General features: G+C 57.3%; 21 protein-coding genes and 1 pseudogene. 11 read left to right on the forward strand and 11 right to left on the reverse strand.

Features of this window, described 5'->3' with window-relative positions:
- Nucleotides 1-16: 16 nt before the first annotated feature.
- The 7 genes from KMP13_RS03935 to urtA form a co-directional block, all read right to left on the reverse strand.
- A complete protein-coding gene (locus KMP13_RS03935) occupies nt 17-349 on the reverse strand; it encodes an FmdB family zinc ribbon protein (protein WP_215264256.1) in 333 nt (110 codons plus the stop codon).
- Between the two features lie 89 nt (nt 350-438).
- Nucleotides 439-1695: a formamidase gene (gene fmdA, locus KMP13_RS03940; RefSeq protein ID WP_215264257.1), complete on the reverse strand. Its 1257-nt coding sequence runs from the start codon at nt 1693-1695 to the stop codon at nt 439-441.
- A 26-nt stretch (nt 1696-1721) separates the two neighbouring features.
- Nucleotides 1722-2411, reverse strand: coding sequence for an urea ABC transporter ATP-binding subunit UrtE (gene urtE, locus KMP13_RS03945; RefSeq protein WP_215264258.1), 690 nt, complete (start codon nt 2409-2411; stop codon nt 1722-1724).
- Nucleotides 2412-2430: 19 nt separating this feature from the next.
- A complete protein-coding gene (gene urtD / locus KMP13_RS03950) occupies nt 2431-3180 on the reverse strand; it encodes an urea ABC transporter ATP-binding protein UrtD (RefSeq protein ID WP_215264259.1) in 750 nt (249 codons plus the stop codon).
- A gap of 10 nt (nt 3181-3190) precedes the next feature.
- Complete coding sequence (gene urtC, locus KMP13_RS03955) at nt 3191-4318, reverse strand: urea ABC transporter permease subunit UrtC (protein WP_215264260.1); 1128 nt, start codon at nt 4316-4318, stop codon at nt 3191-3193.
- A 12-nt stretch (nt 4319-4330) separates the two neighbouring features.
- A complete protein-coding gene (gene urtB / locus KMP13_RS03960; RefSeq protein WP_215264261.1) occupies nt 4331-5257 on the reverse strand; it encodes an urea ABC transporter permease subunit UrtB in 927 nt (308 codons plus the stop codon).
- A gap of 108 nt (nt 5258-5365) precedes the next feature.
- Nucleotides 5366-6637, reverse strand: a complete 1272-nt coding sequence (gene urtA / locus KMP13_RS03965) for an urea ABC transporter substrate-binding protein (RefSeq protein WP_215264262.1) — start codon at nt 6635-6637, stop codon at nt 5366-5368.
- Between the two features lie 237 nt (nt 6638-6874).
- Between urtA and KMP13_RS03970 the strand changes: the two genes are divergently transcribed.
- Together KMP13_RS03970 and KMP13_RS03975 are read left to right on the forward strand one after the other, a co-directional pair.
- Nucleotides 6875-10219 (forward strand): hybrid sensor histidine kinase/response regulator, encoded by a 3345-nt coding sequence (locus KMP13_RS03970; RefSeq protein WP_215264263.1) that lies wholly within the window; start codon nt 6875-6877, stop codon nt 10217-10219.
- Complete coding sequence (locus tag KMP13_RS03975) at nt 10206-11114, forward strand: response regulator transcription factor (RefSeq protein ID WP_215264264.1); 909 nt, start codon at nt 10206-10208, stop codon at nt 11112-11114. The genes KMP13_RS03970 and KMP13_RS03975 overlap by 14 nt, the downstream gene beginning before the upstream one ends.
- Before the next feature lie 6 nt (nt 11115-11120).
- Here the strand turns inward: KMP13_RS03975 and KMP13_RS03980 are convergent, their stop codons facing one another.
- Together KMP13_RS03980 and KMP13_RS03985 are read right to left on the reverse strand one after the other, a co-directional pair.
- On the reverse strand, nt 11121-11423 hold the full coding sequence (locus KMP13_RS03980) for a hypothetical protein (protein WP_215264265.1): 303 nt from the start codon (nt 11421-11423) through the stop codon (nt 11121-11123).
- Nucleotides 11424-11444: 21 nt separating this feature from the next.
- Nucleotides 11445-11618 carry a hypothetical protein gene (locus KMP13_RS03985; protein ID WP_215264266.1) on the reverse strand — a complete coding sequence of 58 codons (174 nt, stop codon included), beginning with the start codon at nt 11616-11618 and terminating at the stop codon, nt 11445-11447.
- Nucleotides 11619-11888: 270 nt separating this feature from the next.
- Here KMP13_RS03985 and KMP13_RS03990 point away from each other — a divergent pair, with 270 nt between their 5' ends.
- The 3 genes from KMP13_RS03990 to KMP13_RS04000 all read left to right on the forward strand — a co-directional run bounded on the left by KMP13_RS03990 (nt 11889) and on the right by KMP13_RS04000 (nt 15797).
- Entirely contained in the window at nt 11889-12227 is a 339-nt protein-coding gene (locus KMP13_RS03990) for a DUF779 domain-containing protein (RefSeq protein WP_215264267.1), read from the forward strand.
- A 429-nt stretch (nt 12228-12656) separates the two neighbouring features.
- Nucleotides 12657-13832 (forward strand): hypothetical protein, encoded by a 1176-nt coding sequence (locus KMP13_RS03995; protein ID WP_215264268.1) that lies wholly within the window; start codon nt 12657-12659, stop codon nt 13830-13832.
- A gap of 252 nt (nt 13833-14084) precedes the next feature.
- Nucleotides 14085-15797: a methyl-accepting chemotaxis protein gene (locus tag KMP13_RS04000; protein WP_353055677.1), complete on the forward strand. Its 1713-nt coding sequence runs from the start codon at nt 14085-14087 to the stop codon at nt 15795-15797.
- A gap of 23 nt (nt 15798-15820) precedes the next feature.
- Here the strand turns inward: KMP13_RS04000 and KMP13_RS04005 are convergent, their stop codons facing one another.
- Together KMP13_RS04005 and ychF are read right to left on the reverse strand one after the other, a co-directional pair.
- Nucleotides 15821-16741, reverse strand: a complete 921-nt coding sequence (locus KMP13_RS04005) for a nucleoside hydrolase (RefSeq protein WP_215264270.1) — start codon at nt 16739-16741, stop codon at nt 15821-15823.
- Nucleotides 16742-16895: 154 nt separating this feature from the next.
- Nucleotides 16896-17993 carry a redox-regulated ATPase YchF gene (gene ychF, locus KMP13_RS04010; RefSeq protein ID WP_215264271.1) on the reverse strand — a complete coding sequence of 366 codons (1098 nt, stop codon included), beginning with the start codon at nt 17991-17993 and terminating at the stop codon, nt 16896-16898.
- Nucleotides 17994-18184: 191 nt separating this feature from the next.
- On the opposite strand from ychF, the gene KMP13_RS04015 reads away from it, so the two are divergent.
- The 6 genes and pseudogenes from KMP13_RS04015 to KMP13_RS20390 all read left to right on the forward strand — a co-directional run.
- Entirely contained in the window at nt 18185-18673 is a 489-nt protein-coding gene (locus KMP13_RS04015) for an acyloxyacyl hydrolase (RefSeq protein ID WP_215264272.1), read from the forward strand.
- Between the two features lie 114 nt (nt 18674-18787).
- Complete coding sequence (gene trpA / locus KMP13_RS04020) at nt 18788-19579, forward strand: tryptophan synthase subunit alpha (protein ID WP_215264273.1); 792 nt, start codon at nt 18788-18790, stop codon at nt 19577-19579.
- Between the two features lie 237 nt (nt 19580-19816).
- Nucleotides 19817-20053 carry a hypothetical protein gene (locus KMP13_RS04025; protein ID WP_215264274.1) on the forward strand — a complete coding sequence of 79 codons (237 nt, stop codon included), beginning with the start codon at nt 19817-19819 and terminating at the stop codon, nt 20051-20053.
- 207 nt (nt 20054-20260) lie between these two features.
- Complete coding sequence (locus KMP13_RS04030) at nt 20261-20473, forward strand: hypothetical protein (protein WP_215264275.1); 213 nt, start codon at nt 20261-20263, stop codon at nt 20471-20473.
- Between the two features lie 216 nt (nt 20474-20689).
- Nucleotides 20690-21256 (forward strand): L,D-transpeptidase, encoded by a 567-nt coding sequence (locus KMP13_RS04035; protein WP_215264276.1) that lies wholly within the window; start codon nt 20690-20692, stop codon nt 21254-21256.
- A 765-nt stretch (nt 21257-22021) separates the two neighbouring features.
- Nucleotides 22022-22497 (forward strand): annotated as a pseudogene (locus KMP13_RS20390) (hypothetical protein); the annotation flags it as partial.

A 22497-nucleotide genomic window follows, 5' to 3' on the forward strand; every position in this document is an offset into this window, starting at 1 on the left:
TTAATGTTGACGGGCCTCAATGCGAAATCATCCACGGGCGTTTGGTTGGGAAGCTTTTGGAGCCGTCCGGGCGATAGAGCGTTTTGCTTTTCTTTTTGGTGCCGCCGCCACAACAGCCGCAATTGGGGCCGTGTTGGGTGCTGCGTTTTGGGCTGTCGGCGGCGCGTTCGTTGGTGGCGTGCGCATTGCGGCGATTGCTGTCCATCGTGGCGAGGTTCGGGGCGGTCATCATGACGCGCGGGGCCTCGGTGCCGCATTCGGGACAGCTGCAGGGTTTGTCATAGGCAGAAATTTTGCCCAGCGCTTCGAACGGGCCGCAGTCGTCGCACCAATATTCATAAACTGGCATTTGTAGATCTTCCTTGGGCTGCAAAGAAAGGAGCGTATCCGGGCGGCCTGTGGGTGCCACCCGGCGGTGTGATCTGAAACCATGTGGGATCAGAGGTCGGGTGCCAGCGGCACGTCGATAGAGCCATCGAGATACTTCTGCGGCCCATTGGCGTTTGGCATCATGTCCCATTGGAAGATGTCATTGGGCAGCCAAAGCGTGGCGCAGGCGTTGGGAACATCCACCACGCCCGAGATATGCCCCTGTACCGGCGCAGTCCCAAGGATCGCGTAAGCCTGTGCGCCCGTGTAGCCAAATTTCTTGAGGTATTCGATGGCGTTCAGGCAGGCCTGGCGATAGGCGACATGGACATCCAGGTAATGCTGCGTGCCTTCTTCGTCGACGCTGATGCCTTCGAAAATCAGGTAGTCATCATATTTCGGCGTCATTGGCGAGGGTTTGAAGATCGGGTTTTTGATCCCGTATTTCTCCATACCACCTTTTATCAGCTCGACCTTGATATGCAGCCAGCCGGCCATTTCGATTGCACCACAGAACGTAATCTCGCCGTCACCCTGGCTAAAGTGCAGATCCCCCATTGAGAGGCCCGCGCCATCGACATAGACCGGGAAATAGCAGGTGGAGCCGCGGCTGAGGTCTTTGATATCGCAGTTGCCGCCATGTTCGCGCGGCGGCACGGTGCGGGCACCTTCGGCGGCGGCTTGGTCGCGCGCGTCGCCTTTTAGCGCACCCATATGGGCGCTTTGGGTGTTGGGCAGGCAGGCCAGGGTCGGCACCCGTTCGGGGTCGGTGTTGAACAGGGCGGTTTCGCGGGTGTTCCAGGTGTCCAGCATCTTGCGATCTGGCAGACAGCCGATCAGGCCCGGGTGAATAAGGCCCGCATATTTGACGCCCGGCACGTGGCGCGAGGTGGTGAACATGCCATGAAAGTCCCAGATCGATTTCTGCGCTTCTGGGAAATGTTCGGTCAGAAAACCGCCGCCGTTTTGTTTGGAGAAAAAGCCGTTGAAGCCCCAGTTCATCTCTTCCTTGGCGCCGATATCCAGGATCTCAACCACCAGAAGGTCACCGGGTTCCGCGCCTTTGACGCCGATGGGGCCAGAGAGGTAGTGCACCTGCTCCAGCTCTACATCGCGCACGTCCGAGGCATCGTCGTTGTTTTGGATCTGGCCACCGGTCCAATCGTAGGTCTCGACCTTGAAATCATCGCCGGGATTGACCCAGATGTTGATCGGAATATCCGGGTGCCAGCGGTTGTGGACGTTTTCATTGGTGTGTGGGCTTTCGCTCAGATCGACCGAGATCAACGTGTCCGAAGTGGTTCCAGTATAAAGCGTGTCGGGCATCTTTCATTCTCCCTGTTTTGAATGCGTTAGACCGAGAGGAATTTTGAGACCTTGGCCTCATCAATTCCGTCGCGGGGGCTGTCGTGGACAAATTCGCCGTTCTCGATGACCATCACCCGGTCCGCCACATCGAGGGCAAAGCTGAGGACCTGTTCGGAGACCACAATCGTGAGCCCCTTTTGGTCGCGAATTTTGCGAAGGGTGCGGGCCATTTCGCGGATGATGGACGGCTGGATGCCTTCGGTGGGTTCATCCAGCAGCAAAACCTTGGGGTTGGAGGCCAGCGCGCGGGCGATTGCCAGCTGTTGCTGTTGGCCACCCGACAGGTTGCCGCCGCGCCGGTTCTTCATTTCCAAAAGAACCGGGAACAGTTCATAAATATCGCCGGGCACTTTGCTCTGGCCGGTGACGGTCAGTCCGGTTTCGACGTTTTCCTCTACCGTCATCGCAGAAAAGATCATCCGCCCCTGCGGCACATAGGCGATGCCACTGGCCACCCGTTGGTGGGATTTCATGCCGGTGATGGCGGTGTCACCCACGGTGATTGCACCGGTTTTTTCTGGCACGATCCCCATCAGGGTCTTCATCAGCGTGGTTTTCCCCATGCCGTTGCGCCCCATAATGGCGACGATTTCTCCGGGTTTGACGTCCAGATCCAGACTGTGCAGAACCTCGGATTCGCCATATGCGGCGCGCAGATCGCTGACATTCAGCATTGTAGCTCTCTCCTTTTCGTTAGTGACCGAGGTAGACTTCGACGACTTTTGGATCGTTCTGGACCCGCTGCATGGAGCCTTCGGACAGGGTCTTGCCCTGGTGCAGAACAGTGACGCGGGTGGCGATGTCTTCGACAAAACCCATGTCGTGTTCGATCACGATGACGCTGCGGTCGGCGATAATGCGGTTCAAAAGCTCTGCGGTTTTCTTGCGCTCGGCCACGGACATGCCCGCAACGGGTTCATCCAGCATCAACAGCTCGGGGTCCTGGATCAGCAGCATGCCGATCTCCAGCCATTGTTTTTGTCCATGGCTGAGATAGGCGGCCTTTTCATCCAGTTGATCGTCGAGAAAGATCGTTGTGGCGATTTCCTGAATGCGGGTTTTGACAGTGTCGTCGCGTTTGAACGCCAGCGCGCCAAACACCCCGTGCCCCTTGGGGTAGGAGAGTTCGAGGTTTTCAAACACCGTCAGATCCTCATAGACCGAGGGCGTTTGAAATTTGCGCCCGACGCCCGCATGCACGATCTGGTCCTCGCGCATCTCCAGCAGTTCCTGCCCTTTGAATTTGACCGAGCCTTCGGTGGCTTTGGTGCGGCCACAGATCAGATCCAGCACCGTGGTCTTACCCGCCCCATTGGGGCCGATGATCACCCGGCATTCATTGGGTTCCACATAAAAGCTGAGGTCATTCACCGCCTTGAAGCCATCAAAGCTGACCGTCAGCCCTTCGACCCGGAGCACGTATTTGTCGTTCATCTTGTTCATGAGATGGCTCCTATTCCGCGGGGGTGCTTTGCTGCGCGGGGCTGGCCGGCGCAGGCGATTTCTTGAAGGCTTTCAACAGGCGCGGTTCGATTTTTTCCACCCAGATGCCGGCCAGACCATTGGGGAAGGCCATAACCACCGCGATGAACAACCCGCCCAGGCCAAACAGCCAGAGTTCCGGGAAGCTTTCGGAGAACGTGGTTTTGGCCCAGTTCACCAAAAGCGCGCCGTAGACTGCGCCGAGGATCGACAGGCGTCCGCCGACAGCGCAGAAGATCACCATTTCAATCGAGGGGACGATGCCCACCAGCGTGGGGGACATGAACCCCACCTGGAGGGTGAACATCGCCCCGCCGATACCGGCAAACCCCGCGCCCAGACAGAAGATAAAGATCTTGAAACTGGCCACGTCATAGCCGGAGAAGCGCACTCGGTCTTCTTGGTCGCGCATGGCGATCAGAAGGCGACCGAGCTTGGACCTGCGCACGAATTGCGCTGCAAAGAGCACCGCAAATAGGAGGATGCCATTGACGTAATAAAGCGTTTCCTTGGCCTCATCGGTGCGGATGTCCCAGCCCAGAAGGGTGCGCAGATCGGTGATGCCGTTGACGCCGCCGGTAAAGCCTTGCTGGCCGATGATCAGGATCGTCAGGATCGCGGCAAAGGCCTGGGTGATGATGGCAAAGTAGACTCCGCCCACGCGGCGACGGAACATGGCCACCCCGATGATAAAGGCAAAGACCACCGGCACCGCCACCACAGCAAACAGCGCAAATGTGAGCGAGTGGAAGGGTTCCCACCACCAGGGCAACGCGGTGAGCTGGTTCCAGTCCATGAAATCCGGGATGCCGGGGGTGGATTGGATGGCGGTGTTTTCCGGGGTCGAGGCCTCAAGCTTCAGAAACATCGCCATGCAATAGCCGCCCAGCCCAAAGAACACGCCCTGGCCAAGGCTGAGGATCCCCCCAGCCCCCCAACACAGGGCCAGACCAATGGCGACAAAGGAATAGGTGAGGTATTTGCCAAAGAGGTTCAGACGAAACGTGTCCAAAACGGCTGGCAGCAACAGGAAGATGACGCAGGCCAGGATGGCAAAGCCGATCATCTCGGAGCGGGTGAAGAGTGCGTTCGCTTTCATGGCTGGCTCTCCTTACTTGCGCAGTTTCATGGCAAAGAGACCCTGCGGGCGGATCATCAAGATGCCGACAATGATCAAAAGCGTGAGAACCTTGGCCATGGATCCAGACAGGAAGAATTCCATGATCGATTGCGCCTGGCTGATGGAAAACGCCGAGGCGATGGTGCCCAACAGACTGGCCGCGCCGCCAAAGACCACCACGAGGAAGGTGTCGACGATATAAAGCTGTCCTGCAGTGGGTCCGGTGGAGCCGATCATGGTGAAGGCAGAGCCTGCGACACCCGCAACCCCGCAGCCGATCCCATAGGTCATCCGGTCGGTCCATTCGGTGTTGATGCCAACCGCACCGGCCATCACCCGGTTCTGGTTGATCGCACGCACCTGTTTGCCCCAGCCAGAGCGGAACATCATCACATAAACCGCCAGGGAAATGCCAACCGCCAGCACCATCACAAAAATACCGTTGATCGGTATTTCGATCAGATCGGTCACCGGCATAGACCCCATCATCCAGTCCGGAATGCTGACGCCGACCTCGCGCGCGCCAAAGATCGAGCGGTAGAGCTGTTGCAAAATCAGGCTCAACCCCCAGGTCGCCAGCAGCGTGTCCAGCGGGCGTTTGTACAGGTGCCGGATCATCGCCCATTCCACGAACAGCCCCAACGCCCCGGAGGCGATGAAGGCGAGGATCATGGCGAGGAAGAAATACGCGCTAAAGAGTGCGGGCAGATAGGCGGCAAAGAAATTCGACACCAGATAAGTGACATAGGCCCCAAGGATCATGAATTCACCGTGGGCCATATTGATGACCCCCATCTGGCCAAAAATAATGGCCAGTCCAAGCGCCATAAGCACAAAGACGGAAAACAAGATCAGGCCGGCAAAGCCCTGCATGGCGAAAATCGCGCCAAGCTCGGACATGGAATAGTCGGCAAACATGCAGTTACCCCCGCGTGGATGGAGTTTTTTGATTATCGGAGAAGAAAGCGGGTGGCGGGCCGCAGCCAGCCCGACCACCCTAGGCCCAGAGCGAGATGCTCGTGGGATTTATTGATAACCTTCCGGGAAGGGATCCGGTTCGACCAGATCTGCCGTTTCAAAGACCACATCATATTGTCCATCAGCCTTGGCCAGACCCACACGGGTTTTGGACCACAGATGGTGGTTGTCGTGGACTTTGACGTAGCCTTCGGGCGCGGATGTCAGCTCGATCCCCGGTGTTGCGGCGCGAACTTTGTCGACGTCAAAGCTGCCGGCTTTTTCAACCGCGGCTTTCCACAGCCATGGACCCAGATATGCGGCCTGGGTCACGTCACCGATCACCATGTCATCGCCCCACATTTCCTTGAAGGACTTCACAAAGGCTTCGTTGTTGTCGTTTGTGAGCGACTGGAAGTACTTCATGCAGGCATAGGCACCTTCGATGTTCTCACCGCCGATGCCGCGGATCTCATCCTCGGTCACGGAAATGGTCAGAACCAGCGGGCTTTCCTTGGTCATGTCGATGCCAGCGGCTTTGAGCTGTTTGTAGAAGGCCACGTTCGAGCCGCCCACGACGATGGCGTAAATCACATCCGGCTTTTTCAGGCGGATCTTGTTGATGACCGAGTTGAACTGGGTGTGACCCAGTGGGTAGTACTCTTCCCCCACGACCTTGGCGCCATCGAGGTAGTTTTCGATGTGTTTGCGCGCGATCTTGTTGGAGGTGCGTGGCCAGATGTAGTCAGAGCCGAGGAGGTAGAAGCTTTTTGCGCCCTTTTCCTTGGCAACCCAATCCAGACCCGCGATGATCTGCTGGGTGGCCTCTTGCCCGGTGTAGATCACGTTGGGCGACTGCTCGAGACCTTCATAGAAGGTCGGATAGTAAAGGAAGCCGTTGTACTGTTCAAAGACCGGCAGAACCGCCTTGCGGCTGGCCGAGGTCCAGCAGCCCATGACGCTGGCGACCTTGTCGTTGACCAACAGCTTCTTGGCCTTTTCTGCGAAGGTCGGCCAATCGGATCCGCCGTCTTCCTGAATGTACTCGATCTTGCGACCAAGAATACCGCCCTGGGCGTTGATTTGCTCGATCGCCAGTTTCTCTGCCTGCACCGAGCCGGTCTCGGAAATCGCCATTGTGCCGGTGATAGAATGCAGGATGCCGATGGTTACGGTGTCATCGGTCACCGCAAGGCCGGTGGTGTTGATCTCAGCCGTGGGATATTCCGCAGCCTTAAGTTGCTTGGGTAAAAACAGTGATGCCGTCAGAGCTGTGCCGCCCGCCAGTACCGCACGGCGGTTCACCCCTGAATTTGGTTTTTTTGAAGTTTCGTCCGTCATATCGCCTCCTTGTCAGCGCGTAAGGATTGGGCGTTTCTGTGACGCCCGCTGCTGAAAAGCATGCGTGGAATTGCCACCGTGCAGTATACGTCAATTGACGTATAGGGCTGCGCGTTTTGCGCACTATGGTGATGTGCAGCACAGTAAAGGTGTGGGGGACTGGTCGAATTCTCCGGGTGTTGCGCGGGCAATATCCGGCCCCTTTGCCCTGTTGTGCCTGTTGATCAGGAGGACGAAATGGTTGCCGCCTTACGGGCCACGCGGGAGAAACGGATCTATAATCGTTGGGTTGCCAACGAGACTATGGAAGACTTTGCGCTGCGGTTTACCGCCCATCGTGCGCGCAAGTGGAGCTTTGGCCGGGTGGCCAATACCGCCATCGGGTCTATCTCTTTCCTGGCGTTGGAGGCGATCGGCGGCACCATTACACTGACTTACGGGTTCGACATCGCCATCGCCGCGATCATGCTGGTTGGGCTGTTGCTGTTCCTAACCGGCCTGCCGATTTCATATTATGCGGCGCGTTATGGGCTGGACATAGACCTGCTGACGCGCGGCGCGGGCTTTGGGTATCTGGGCTCCACCATCACCTCTCTCATATACGCGTCGTTCACCTTTATATTCTTTGCGCTGGAGGCCGCGATATTGGCGCTGGCGTTGGAGTTCTGCCTGGGCGTGCCCCTGTTTCTGGGCTACGTCGGAAGCTCGTTGATCGTGATCCCTTTGGTTGTTCACGGGTTTTCCAAGATTTCAGCTTTTCAAACTTGGACGCAGCCCTTGTGGGTGCTTCTACATGTGCTGCCCTTCATTTTGCTGGCCTTTGTGGGCTATGACATCGACGGCTGGACCAGCTTTACCGGCGGCGATGACGCGCGCGACCAATCCACGCTTTTGATGCTGGGCGCGGCCTCGGGAGTGGTGTTTTCGCTGATTGCGCAGATCGGAGAACAGGTGGATTTCCTGCGCTTCCTGCCAGAGCCGAAATCGGCTAAAGACCGGCGCAAATGGTGGCTGACCGTGCTGGCGGCGGGGCCTGGGTGGTCGATCCTGGGCGTGTTGAAAATGCTGGCCGGCTCCTATCTGGCGGTGCTGGCCCTGCAACATACCGTGTCCATCGAAGAGGCCAGCGATCCAACCCGGATGTATTTTGTCGCCTTTGATCTAGTGTTGGACAGCCCGTTTCTGGTGATCGCGCTGACCGGAGTTTTTGTCATCCTGTCGCAGCTCAAGATCAATATCACCAACGCCTATGCGGGCTCGATCGCGTGGTCGAATTTCTTCTCTCGCCTCAGCCGCAGCCATCCGGGCCGGGTGGTGTGGTTGGTGTTCAATGTGGCCATCGCGTTGATGTTGATGGAGCTGGGCGTTTTCAAAGGCTTGGAACATATCCTGGGCCTTTATTCGCATGTGGCGGTGGCCTGGATTGGCGCGTTGGTGGCGGATCTGGTGATCAACAAACCGCTGGGATTAAGCCCCAAAGGGATCGAGTTTCGCCGCTCGCATCTGTATGACGTGAACCCGGTTGGGCTGGGGGCGATGGGTCTGGCCTGTGTGCTGTCGCTGGTGGCCTATGGCGGGGTTTTAGGGTCCCAGATGCAGGCGTTGTCGTCCTTTGTGGCGCTGCTCACCGCCTTTGTCATGGCGCCGGTCATCGCCTATGTCACCGGCGGGCGCTATTATCTGATCACCCCTGCCCCGGCGGAACTGCCACAGGCAGATGGCCATCAATGTTCGGTCTGCGAGTATCAATTTGACCCTGAAGACATGATCAGCTGCCCCTTTCATGAGGCGCCGATCTGTTCGCTGTGCTGCACGCTGGACACCAGTTGCCATGACCTGTGCCGCACCGAAGGCACGTTGGAGCATTGCACCGAACAAGCGCTGGTGCGCTATCTGCCCAAACCGGTTGCGGCTGCCGTGCGTTCGCGTCTGTTTCGGTTCTTTTTTGCCACCGCGCTTCTGTCCGGCTCCTTTGGGGTGTTGTTGCGGATCATTCGAAACATCGAAGGCGCTGCCAATTTCGAGGCGGTGCTGACGGTCATTTTCTGCACCGTTTTAATTGTCATCGGCATCTCGGTCTGGATGTTCATTCTGAGCGGTGAAAGCCAGCGCAATGCCCGTGCCGAAGCGGAGCGACAGACCGAGCGTCTGCTGAAAGAGATCCGCGCCCACGAACGCACCGACCTAGCCTTGCAACAGGCCAAGGAAAAGGCCGAGGCCGCCAATCTGGCCAAAACCCGCTATATGTCGGGTCTCAGCCACGAGCTGCGCACGCCTTTGAATGCGATCTACGGGTTCGCGCAGCTGTTGGAAAAAGATCCCAAGCTGGAACAATGGCGCCACCCGATTTCCAGCATTCGCAGATCCAGCGAACATCTGGCGGGTTTGATCGAAGGTCTGTTGGATATCTCAAGGATTGAGGCCGGGCGGATTGAGATTATGCGCGATCGGATCAACCTGCGCACCTTCCTCAAACAGACCTCAGCCATTTTTGAAAACGAGGCGCAAAACAAAGGCTTGCGCTTTACCATGGCGACCCAGGGGCGGATCCCGAATTTTATTGCCGGGGATGAAAAACGTCTGCGCCAGATCGTGATCAACCTGCTGTCCAATGCGATCCGGTACACGCAAAAAGGCGAGGTCCGCTTTGACCTGACCTATCGCAACGAGGTGGCCATTATCACGGTCACCGACACCGGGCTGGGCATCGCGCGTGAGGAAATGTCGCGCATCTGGCGACCCTTTGAACGCGCCCATGCAGCCGCCGCCCACGGATCGGGCCTGGGGCTGACCATCACCAAATTGCTGGTTGAGATCCTGGGTGGTGAGATTGAGGTCCAAAGCGAAGTCGGCAAAGGCAGCGTCTTTCGCGTGCGGCTGATGTTGCCGACGGTGACGCCCAGCATCTTTGACGACCAGGACATCACCCGCAGTGGCCGCACGTTGGAATTCTCTGGCTACAAGGGGCGGCGCAAGACGGTACTGGTGGTGGATGACGATCTGAACCACCTGTCGCTGGCGGATAACTATCTGAGCGCGCTGGGGTTTGTTGTGGTGGCCGTCTCCTCGGTTGATGCGGCAGAGATGATCCTGGCTGATGTCTCCCCCGATATCTTGTTGTTGGATATCGATATGCCCGAACGCGACGGCTGGTCCTTTGCGCGTGCGCTGCGTGCGGGGCCGATGCGCAATATGCCCATTGTCATCATCTCCGGCCATGCCAAGGACGAGGCCCCGCCGCGTCCGGAACTGGCGGTGCATGACGCGTTCATTGCCAAGCCCTACAATCTGGATGACTTGCTGCTGCAGGTGGCTGAGCTGCTAAAAGTCACGCTGGTCGTCGAAGGCAAGGAGATGGTGGAGCCTACCGGCCACATCGACCTGCCGCAGGATGATCTGCAGGTGCTGCTGGATTACGCACATATCGGCCACGCCAGCGCCATTCGCGCGAAACTCACCGATCTCGAACTCAAACGCAGCTGCCCGCCGGCCCTTTTGGCGCAATTGCGGGCGCGGCTCGACGTCTTTGACATCGAAGGCATCGCCTCCGTTCTGAAGGAGTTTGAACATGAACCACAGTGAAGCAAACGGCCGCAGCATTGCCCTGGTAGTGGATGACAATCCGGAATCCCTTGGCATGGTGTCATCGGCATTGGAACAGGAAGGCATGACGGTATTGGTGGCCCGCGATGGGCCGTCGGCGATCAAACTGACCCACCGGGTGCAGCCGGATGTGATCTTGATGGATGCGGTAATGCCCGAGATGGACGGGTTTGACACCTGCCGCGCCTTGAAAACCGGGGCGAATGCGGTGCTGGCGCCGATTATCTTTATGACCGGGCTGACCGAACAGGAACATATCGTCAAAGGCCTGCGTGCGGGGGGGGTGGATTACATCACCAAACCCGTCATCCTGGATGAGATGCTGGCCCGGATCAGCACCCATGTGGCCAATTTCAAATTGATCCAAGGTGCGCGCGATGCCGTGACCTCCTTTGGCGGGGCTGTCGTGGCCTTTGACAAGGAGGCGCGGGTGCTGTGGGGCGCGCGCAAGGCGCTGACCTTGTTTGAAAATGCGCAGGCCGAATGCAGCGACCCGGATTGCGGCACCGAACCTTTGGCGAATTGGTTACTCCATGCGGCCCAGAACCCGCAGACCGGTGATTTCCGCGCAGGCCCGGTGGAGTTTTCCTTTGTCTGCCTGTCGGCGGCGCAGGAGTATCTGGTGCAGCTGTCCCATACCAATGGCATGGCCAAAGAAGAGGTGCTGATCCGCGCCTTTTCCCTGACCAAACGCGAGGCGGAGATCCTGTTTTGGCTCACTCTGGGCAAGACCAACAAGGATATCAGTGTGATCCTGGAGCTTAGCGCGCGCACCGTGAACAAGCATTTGGAGCAGGTGTTTCAAAAGCTGGGCGTGGACAATCGCACCTCGGCGGCGGTGCTGGCGGATCGCACCCTGTCGCAGCGGAATTAGCCGCGACTAAAACCCAACGGTATAGCGCAGATGCAAGGTCTCGCTGCCAGGGTCATAGTTCTTGAAATCCATATCCAGAATATGGTCCAGCGTCAGGGAAATCCGCCTGCCCTGGTTGATGTGCAAGCCGCCCCCCAGCGAGGTCCGCCCACGGGTGCCATTGTCGCGCATCGCCCGGTGCCCGCATTGGTCAAAATGTCCGACGGCCAGGCTTGCTTGGACAAAGTAGTGGCCCGCGCGGCCAATATCGCTGAGGTTATGGACCCCAAGCCCCGCAAAGACGTCGCCGCGATCATCGGCCTGGACCACCGCCAGAAGCGAGAGGTTGATCTAGGGGCTCTGATAAAACGGATCTGAGTGATATTCGATCAAAACGGACATGCTTTCGCGCCCATGTGCGTCAAACATATCGTCCCACCCGAGCCCAAAGGCAAATTCCTCCCCGCTTGCAGCCGACCCCATCAGCAGGGCTGCAATCATCGTTTTCAAAATGTGGTTTGCCATGCCCTTAGTGTCACCTGACGCTATTTTTCCGTCAATTGATCAAAGGGTTTACGCAGTTCTTCTGCGGCCTTAGCGCGACGTGCGGCACTGTAAACTGACCAAAGGGGGGTATATTCTCTGGTAGGTCCACGGGTTTTCCTTGTTCGGGATGTCAGATTGGCACAGGGACGGCACGTAAACGTGATGCCCGCCCGCTTGTGACTTTGGTCGCGCTTGGTTCACCCCTAGGTACAATTAGGTTTCACACAGAGGAAGAGGGAGGAGACAGCGATGTCAGACACTGTGGAAAAAGTCGTGGTGACCGAGGCTGCGCGGGTATTGTTGGAGGAGCTGCGCACCGAACATGGGCCGGTTGTGTTTCAACTGTCGGCCGGTTGTTGCGATGGCACCGGCGCGATGTGTTTTCGCGAAAGCAGCGCGTTCATCGGCAGCAAAGATATCAAACTGGGTGAGGCTGCGGGGGTCGACTTCTGGGCCTCCCCTTCGATTGCCGGGATCTGGGAGAACTCTCAACTGATCATCGACGCAGGTCCCGGCAGTGGCGATGGCTTTAGCCTCGACAATGGGCGCACGACCCGTTTCCTGACCAAGGCAAAGATCATATCATGACCTGCCGTCCCGTGGGATCGAGGGCTTCACGGGACAAATATACCGCGAATCCCCCCAGTTTCTGGGTGGGCGTTTCCCCCTAGCGAGGGACCAGAATCACCGCCTGCCCAGCTGTCAGTGTCAAACATCTCAAGCTGACCCTACGGCAGGATCTCCGATAAACATTCCACTTATTGAACTTAATGTGAGCCGTGCGTTAGCGGCGTAAATCCCAATTTTCATGCGGTTTTGTGCAGTATATGAACAGTTTTTTTACTGCCATATTTACGCCGTATTTGCGCCTCCTCGCGGAGGACCCACATCAACGTGAAGATGTGCCCATGTTGCCTTAACACAAAATTAACGCCTACAACTCGTAAGTTGTCGCCGTTAGCAATTCAGACGTTAGCCATTGAAAAATAGTACAAAAATATAGAATAGGATTCAGATATGCCCACAATTCTTTCCGGTACCGCATACCGTATTGATGGTGTCGAGCTCGGCTCAAGCGACGTCATCTCCGCAGGCACAAGCTTGACCGCTGTTGAGCTTATGACCGTTGACCAGGACGCAAATGACTTCACCGTCTCCCCGCGTTCGGTTCTGTTTGAAGGCAGCCGCCGCGAGATCGTTCTGAGCGAAGCGGAAGAGATCGACTTTTTTGTCGATGGCGCTCAAATCGCATCGGAATCGCCCTCTTATGAATTCGTGAGCCTGAACACAGACGCAGGTCTGGTCTTTGGCATCACCTTCTCAGCCGGTGGCGACACATACTTCCTGCCGCGCAACGACTTTGCTGTTGATGGCATCACCACCGTGACTGCAGATTCGCAAATCCGCAACAACGGCGTTGCGTTCGACCAGCTCGACTTTGGTCTGACACCTCCCGGTGCGACTTCGTTTGAAGGTCTGGTCTTTGGCCCCGGCGCAATCGACGCACCTGGTCTGGGCACCACCCGCACCGTGATCGACACAGACGACACGCCGTTCAACGCAGGCGAAAGCACCGAGATCAACCCGTTTAACGCGGAAGTTCTGGTGACCGTATCCTTCAGCGATGGGTCCTCCATCTCTGGCGTTCAGGCCTACCAATCCGGCGGCATCGAATTCGTCAACAACCAGAACATCGACACCCGTGCCTATGCTCTGGAAGTTGCCGCCATCGAAGACGCTGGCTACACTCTGGCTGACATTGTTGGCGCAGACTTCGACAGCTTCACCAGCCACGACCTGTCCTATGCTGAAATCGGCTTTGGCGTAGACGGCGTAACACCTGGCGAAGATCCTGCACCAACTCCGGACCCAGAGCCCGTTCCAGAAGTGGAAGAAAATGTAATCCTTGGCACCGGCGGCAACGACCGTCTTTCCGGTACATCCGAAGCAGACACATTTGTCTTTGGCTCCGATGCAGACAATGGCAACCGCGAGCGTGATATCATCACCAACTTTGATGCCAGCGAAGACTCCATCGTCCTGGAAGCAGGTGCGGAAATTCGTCGCGCATTTGAGCGCAACGGCGATCTGCACATCCAGCTGGAAGGTGACCGTGATAAGATCATCATCCGCGACCAAGATGACAGCATCGTAGACGACATCGTATTTGTTACGGATGAATTCCTGGGCTAAGCCCGGATCGCCGGCTCTTGCGGCGGTTTCTTATTTGAAATGAAGCTTCCGGGCGCAGTGTGCATTTGCTATACCGCGCCCGAATTTTGTGAAATCTGGACGTGCAGCGCGCGTTTGCGGATTGTTTACCGTCTTTGCCTAAACTGCCCCTTGGTTGAGGGATTCTGTGCCCCTTTTGTTGGCCAGAGGTGAAGCGCAATGGGATTTTCCGCACGGTCGCTTATGTTTAAGTTTACGGCTCCAATACCAATCATGATCTTTGCTTGCGTTTTGGCGGGGCTCTTTATTGTGCCGTTTATGGTTGAGCGCACGACCCTGCAGCTGAGCACCGAAACAACCCTGCAAAACGCGCGACAAGTGCGTGTCATGCTTGAGGAAAACCCCGGCTTGGACATCTCTGAGACGCGGTTGTTTGACGACAGCCTGCAGATTGCCATTCACGGTGCCCAAACCGTTGAACAAGATCCTGCATTGGCAGATGCATATGCCGCATTGGTGGATGATGGCGCGGGTTTTGTCAGTCACCTTTCAGATACCGCGGGCTCCCATGTTCTGCAGGTCTTGATTGTATCCGGCACGGATGGCGGTGTGATTGAGGTGCGTCATACGATTGACGATGCAATGGACGCTACAGATCAACTCGCCTGGATGTTCCTGGCTGGATTGGCGGCCCTCGGCTGCGTAGGGTTGGGGGTGTCGATCCTGACCGCGCGATCCGTCCTGCGCCCCATCGATACGATCTGCGCCGACGTGGATGAGCTGGCGAGCGGTAAACTGGAGCTCGAAATATCGACCGCCCATCGCGCAGACGAGATTGGCAAAATAGGGCGCGCGCTGACCTCGCTGCAGGCGGATCTGCACAAGGCCCATCTGGCAGATGAAGCCCGCTCCGAGTTTCAGGAGCAACAAGCCTTTGTCGTCAGCCGCCTGCGTGAAGGTCTGAACGCTATGGCCAAGGGTGATCTGACGGTGGTGATTTCGGAGACCTTTCCCGAAGATCACGAGCAGCTGCGGCGCGACTACAACCGCACGGTTGAGACCCTGTCCGAGACGATGCACGAGATTGTGGAGACCTCGAACAACATCCGCAGCGGCGCGTCCGAGATTTCGGCCGCATCCGACGATTTGGCCATGCGCACCGAAAGCCAGGCGGCAACTTTGGAAGAGACCTCTGCCGCGCTGGATGAGCTGACCGGCAGCGTGCGCACCGCCGCAGACGGCGCCCGCGGGGTTGAGACGACGATGGAGGACGCCAAAACCGTAGCACAGGACAGCGACTGCGTTGTCAAACGTGCGGTGGATGCAATGAACGAGATCTCGGAAAGCTCCAACCATATCTCCAAGATCATCACCGTCATTGATGACATTTCGTTCCAGACCAATCTCTTGGCTCTCAATGCCGGGATTGAGGCGGCGCGCGCAGGCGAGGCTGGGCGCGGCTTTGCCGTTGTCGCCGCCGAAGTGCGCGCCTTGGCGCAGCGCTCGTCGGATGCTGCGATGGAGATCAAAGAGCTGATCGGCACCAGTGCCGAACAGGTGGACAATGGCGTACAGCTGGTTGGCGAAAGCGGCGGTGCATTGTCTGCTGTGGTGGGTCAGGTCAGCCATATCTCTGGGCTGATCACTGGCATCGCCCAAGCGGCCGAGCTGCAGTCAACCGGTCTGAATGAAATCAACGTGGGCGTTTTGCAATTGGATCAGGTGACCCAGCAAAACGCGGCCATGGTCGAAGAATCCACAGCTGCCAGTCACTTGCTCAAGAATGAAGCCGCGAAACTCGCGGAGCTGGTTGCTCATTTCGACATTGAGCGTCGCGAAAGCGGTGAGATCTTCTTGTTCGATCTGGATGAACCCGAAGAACCTGAAGCCTCTGACGTGCCGCCGCCACCGCAAACCTCCAGCAGGATTGCTGAGCTGGCAGCGGGTGCCGGAACCGCCGCCGCGCGGGAATGGCAGGACTATTAGACCCTGCCAGTCGACGCGAACGCCTACGGCAACAGAGCCAGCCGTTTCAAAAACTGCGCTTTAACCGTGGCGCTGTCGACCTTCATACAGACCTGAACCGGGGCGCGCCCACTGTCGGGATCTGGCAGGGTCGCGCCAATATCTTCGCCATCACAAGACACGCGCAACGCCACCTTTTGCCGTACAAAATGCTGCGGATCGGTGCAGGCGATCACGGCTGCTGGATCATGCAAAGAGCAGCCCGCAAAATCGCGCATACGCTTGTAAAAGGCGATGTAGAAATGGGACATATCCCGCAGCATGCCCCCCAGTTCCGGAGACTGCGCGGCCATGGCGTCAAAATCCGTGGGGGTGCACAGGATCCGATGGGTGACATCCAACCCGACCAAGGTCACCTTCTCCCCGGCCTGTAGGACGATGTCAGCGGCATGGGGGTCGTGATAGATGTTGGCCTCGGCAAAGGGGGTGATATTGCCACCCTCCTCCAAAGAGCCGCCCATGATGACGATCGCTTTGACATTGTCGGCGAATTTCGGATCGCGCTGCAGGGCCTCGGCGATATTGGTCAAAGGGCCGATGGGGCAAACAACCAGCTCTCCTTTGTGGGCGTGCGCCATGCGGATCAGGAAATCGGCGGCGTCTTCGTCCAGGGGCTGTCCCTTTGGCGTGGCGGCTGGAATGTCGCCAAAGCCTTCGGCGCCATGCACATCTGCCGATGGGGGAAATGGTGGCAAGACCAGCGGTTTCTGCGCGCCCTGCGCAACTGGCACATCCTCGAGCCCGGCGGCCTCCACCAGTCGCAAGGCATTGCGGGTGGCCATTTCGGTGGTCACATTGCCAAAGATGGTGGTCAGCCCGATCAGCTCGATATCCGGCGCGGCGGCCGCATAAAAGATCGCCATCGCGTCATCGACGCCCGGGTCCGTATCAATGATCAGTTTCATCCAGTCTTCCTTTGTCCGCGCCGCGCGCCCCGGTTGAAAACACGCCTCCGGGACGTAGAAGGCTTGCACAGTTTCAGGGCCTGCTTCAATCGCAAAACGGGCGCGTCCCTGCGATCAAGGACGCGCCCGCTGTACCACCAACATGTGGTGTTGATCAGGTATTGAACAGGAAGTGCATGACATCGCCGTCTTGTACGATGTAGCTCTTGCCCTCGGCGCGCATCTTGCCCGCATCTTTGGCACCGGTCTCGCCGTTGCCGTCGATATAGTCGTCATAGGCAATGGTTTCGGCCCGGATAAAGCCCTTCTCGAAATCACCGTGGATGACACCCGCAGCCTGGGGCGCTGCGGTGCCTGCGGTGATGGTCCAGGCGCGTGCCTCTTTTGGACCGACGGTGAAATAGGTTTCCAGCTGCAGCAGCTCGTAGCCCGCGCGGATCAACCGGTCAAGACCTGCTTCGGCGAGGCCCATTTCATCCAGGAACATGGTGGCTTCATCGGGTTCCAGCTGGCTGATCTCTTCCTCGATCTGGGCCGAGATGATCACATGGCTGTTGCCCTGCGCGGCGGCCATTTCGGCCACGCGGTTGGAATGGTCGTTGCCCTCGACGCTTTCGCTTTCGCCGACGTTACAGACATAAAGCACCGGTTTGGTGGTCAGCAGCTGCAATGTGGACCAGGCTTTGGCGTCATCGGCGTCAACCTCGACCAGACGCGCAGGCTTGCCCTCGTCCAGCATCGCTTGCGCTTCGGCCAGCAGGCGGTCTTGCTGCTGGGCTTCTTTGTCGTTGCCCTTGAGCTTGCGCACCAGATTGGCGCGGCGCTTTTCGATGCTTTCCAGATCGGCGAGCATCAGCTCGGTCTCGATGGTGTCCGCATCGGCCACCGGATCCACGCGGTCTTCGACGTGGGTGACGTCCTTGTCCTCGAAACAGCGCAGAACATGGGCGATGGCGTCCACCTCGCGGATGTTGGCCAGGAACTGGTTGCCGAGCCCCTCGCCTTTGGACGCGCCTTTGACAAGGCCTGCGATATCCACAAAGGTCATGCGGGTCGGAATGATCTGGGCCGAGCCTGCAATCGCGGCCAGCTTGTCCAGACGCGCGTCCGGCACGGCCACATCCCCCACGTTGGGTTCAATCGTGCAGAACGGAAAATTAGCTGCCTGCGCCGAGGCAGTTTTGGTCAATGCGTTGAACAGTGTTGACTTACCGACGTTCGGCAAACCCACGATTCCCATTTTAAAGCCCATCTTGGCCTCCTGATGCCACTTGGATGCCGCTTCTAGGCACCTATGTCCCAAGGCGCAAGCGTTGCGCGCGTGCAGGGGCTAATCGTGTGGAAATGGAGACATTTCGTTCACCACATTGTCATCCCCCCTTTTGTCTGGCTGGTTTTCGCCTATATGCTGGCCGACACATAAAAACACGACGAGGACACGGGATGAAATCTTTGCTCACAGCAGCCGCACTGGCCATTTCGGTTGCAGGCGCAGCGCAGGCGCAATCTCTGGTATTTGGTCTGGGCCAATCAGATTTTTCTGAAACAGGATCTGAAGATGGCATTATTTTTGCCGTTGAACTGCACGGTAATTCTTTCTTTGAGCGCGGCAATTTCTCGGCGGGCTGGGGCGGCGTGGCCTCGATCCAGGAGACCGGTGACGCGTTTGTTGGCGCGGGTCTGGTCGGCACGTTCGAGCTACAGAACCGTTGGTTCATTGAAACCAGCGTGATGCCCGGTGCCTATTTCGACAGCGAAGAAGGCAACGACCTCGGCTCGACCTTTGAAATTCGCAGCCTGTTGGGTGTGGGTCGCACCTTGCGCAACGGCAATGCGATTTCCCTTTCGGTGGCCCATAAATCAAATGCCTCGACTGCGGATCGCAATCCCGGCGTCAACAGCGTGACCTTACGCTGGCACAAACCGCTGTGATCCAAGGCGGCGTGAGGGATCGCGCCGCTGAAAGACACAGACATGGGCGGCTGGGATTGATTTCTTGCAAAACTTTCGGCACATCAGTGCGAAACAAGGAATAAAGGCACGCCCATGACCCGCATCGACGCTAAATTCGCCGCGCTGAAGGCCGAAGGCAAAAAAGCATTTGTCACCTATGTGATGGCAGGCGACCCCGATTTTGACACCTCGCTTGAGATCGTCAAAGGGCTGCCGGGTGCGGGCGTTGACATTGTTGAGCTGGGCTTGCCTTTCACCGATCCCATGGCCGATGGCTCCACCATCCAACTGGCCGGGCAGCGCGCACTGAAGGCGGGCATGACGCTTGAGCGGACGCTGGAGCTGGCGCGTGAGTTTCGCAAGTCCGACGACACAACCCCGATTGTGCTGATGGGCTATTACAACCCGATCTACAATCGCGGCGTCGATCAGTTTCTGACCGATGCCAAGGCGGCCGGGATTGACGGCTTGATCGTGGTGGACCTGCCCCCCGAAGAAGACGAAGAACTGTGCATTCCGGCGCAAGCGGCGGGTCTGAACTTTATCCGTCTGGCCACCCCAACCACCGATGATGCGCGCCTGCCACGGGTGATGCAGAACACTTCGGGCTTTGTGTACTACGTCTCGATCACCGGTATTACTGGCGCGGCTGAGGCTCAGGCCGCAGATGTCGCACCAGAAGTTGAGCGGATCAAAGCGGCGGGCGATCTGCCAGTGATCGTCGGCTTTGGCATCAAGACGCCTGACAATGCGCAATCCATCGCCTCCATCGCCGATGGTGCCGTGGTGGGCAGCGCTATCGTCAGCAAGATCGAAGAAGGCAAGCCGGTGGCAGAGGTGCTGGAATTTGTCGGCTCTCTGGCGGATGGCGCGCACCGGGGCTGACCTCTGGTCGGCACGCGAAACGTTAAAACACGAATCTCTTGTCCCGCCGCCTTGGAAACAGGGCGGCGTTTTATTTAGGCGATCAAAAATGGCGCGGTTTTTCCGGCAATTCCTATCCCAAAGGATAGTATCGCCCCTGCCCCCTACCCTTTGGGGTTCGCCAGGATACCAAAGCTACCCGTCATTTTATCGAAAATTAGTCCATACTGAGGTCATCGCAACAGTTGGAGAACTCAGATGGACAAGGTTTGGTTTAGCGCATTGATCGGTGCCGTCACCGGCGGATTTACCTCCTGCACTTGTGTTGTTCTTCTGTCGGTTCCTTTGTGGAGCGTCCTGGTGATCTACCCCGTGATCGGCGCGGTGATCACGGGCATTATCTATTTGGTTTGGACCCGTCTGGACATCACAGAAGACGACAGCAAAGAGGCAATGACGGACATCTTCCTGCGTGCGGATGCATTGGTGAAGTAACGCAAACCTGTTGTGATCGGGGCCGTTGAGGCCCCCATGAATAGAATTTTAACAGAAGTGTAGATAGCTTTAACTTGATGAAGCCTGTCTGCGTGTCATTAGTGGTTTCGGGTGAGTTCCGAAGGTTCAAAGGGTGTGGCCATGGCTTTTTTCGGGTTGGTATGTGGAATGGTTGTTGGGGCATTTGCCTCAGCATTTGGAATTGTAATGTTTGATATCCCCTTGTGGTTCGGTCTGTTGACCTATTCCGCAGCGGGGACTGTGACGATGATCTCGGTGGTGATCGTGACCTATCTGCGTCATAGCGACGATGATGACGGGTCGATGTCCGGATATGATCACGAGGCCTATCTGGACCGTCAATGGATGGAAGCCGCGCGTGGCAAAGCGGCGGAAGAAGCCGGCCGGAAAGTGGCATAAACCTGCTTTCTAGCGAAGTTTTCCAAATAGTTTTAAAGCCGCGCGGTATATGCGCGGCTTTACTCTTTTTTATGGATCGCAATTGTAGCGGCAATTCTCATCCGGTTAAGGTGTTCTCCGAGCCACACTGATTTGCGCTGGCTTTCAAATTCCATTGACCTAATATTATCTTTCAGGAACCATACTTTCGCGAGTTCTTAAGGTACGAGTTGTCCTATGATTTCACGTCGTCGCTTTGTCGAGACTTCCGCGGTCGCCCTTGGTGCTGCGGCTTTTCCACGGGTATTGGAAGCTTCTGAGCCAAAGCCATTTGATCCGATCCCTCAAGAAGTCAAAATCAAAAAGCAGTTCGAACCGGGGCAAATCCTGGTCCTGCCGCGCTCTTATTACCTCTACTATGTGACAGAGCCGCGCCGGGCGATCCGTTATGGCGTCGGCGTCGGCAAAGCCGGGTTGGAATTCACCGGATCCGCCGTGATCGAGCGCAAGCGCGAGTGGCCCAGCTGGCGCCCAACGCCAGAGATGATCAAACGCGACCCCCGCGCCTATTCGAAATTTGTCGACAATGACTACATCCAACCGGGCGGCCCCCAAAACCCATTGGGGGCACGGGCGCTCTATCTCTACCAGAACGGCATCGACACCTATTTCCGCATCCATGGCACCAACCGCCCCGAAACCATCGGCAGCGCGGTCAGCAACGGCTGTATCCGCCTCACCAACGATCATGTTGCGGATCTTTACACCCGGGTGCCTGTTGGGACAGTTGTCAACGTCTTGTGACCCCTCCGCCGACGCGCAGATAGCGCAGATTGTTGCGGGACGTTTTCTCCGCAAGATCATGACTTTTCTCGCCATATCCATCTGCTAGACGCTTCTGTGCGGTCAGGCCCCATAGCTCAACTGGATAGAGCAGCTGACTTCTATTCAGATTATGTGGGTGTTGAATGAGGAAGCCTCGGGGGCAGGTCACATCCGGTGTGCTCAGCGTCGATGTAGCGCTCAATGTCATGTGGCTAGAAGCGACCGGTAAGGTACCCTGCTTCTTGCACGGCAAAATATGGATCTAGCCCATCGAACTTGTTTGCTAGGCGCCTTAAGCAGGCCCGGGCTGAATGTGCACTCACATTGGAAACGCCAAATTTGGTCATAGACCATTTAGCACTGGTTCTTATTTCAATTTCTTGACTTCCTGCATTGACCTGCGATTCCGTTAGTGCGCGCACGTACCCGGCAAGCGTCCTGTTAAACGTCAGAAGTAGGACGCTAACTGGTGTTTCGTCTCCAATTCGGTCCTTTCGCGCACGCATCATACCTGTAAGCGATTTAAGCCGTAGTAGCGTAGTGGTCGTTTTGCCACGACCTGCAGAACCGTGAATTAATTCTGCACCGGTCTGGTTGGCGCTGATCAATTTTAGCTGTTCGGATGACGGTTTGATCTTTCCTAAATGCTTCACGACACTAGCCTTACTATTAGTTGCTCTGCAACTAGGTGTTTGTTTCCATGGTTTGATGGTGCGATCTGTTTTTGGAATCGAAGGAAGCATTATGGGACAAGTGCGTCACGGGAGTGCCACGCACTGTTGCCCGGCAGGCGATTTGCACCGCAAATCTGCCGGGAGGGCACGCACGCGGTCAGAGCAGCAATACAGCGATCGCAAGCTTTGATCGCGGCGCTGAGCACGGAACCCGGGATCACCCCGAAGACGGTTGCCAAGTGGCGAAAGCGCGAGACCGTTGAGGATCGCAAAACAGGCCCGAAAGAGCCGCGCTCAACCACTCTCAGCCAAGCCGAGGAGGCCATGATCGTCGCATTTCGGCGGCATAGGCTGCTGCCGTTGGATGATTGCCTCTATGCGCTCCGGCCCTCGATCCCGCATCTGACGCGGTCAGCGCTGCGTCGGTGTCTTCAGCGGCATAGAATCTCGCGCTTGCCGGATGTCGAGGGCGACAAGCCTAAGCGGCAGCAGCTCAAGCGCCACCCGATCGGATTTTTCATATCGATATTGCCGAGGCGCCAGCTG

It is taken from the genome of Epibacterium ulvae, from assembly GCF_018678075.1.
Taxonomy (GTDB): Bacteria; Pseudomonadota; Alphaproteobacteria; order Rhodobacterales; family Rhodobacteraceae; genus Epibacterium; species Epibacterium ulvae_A.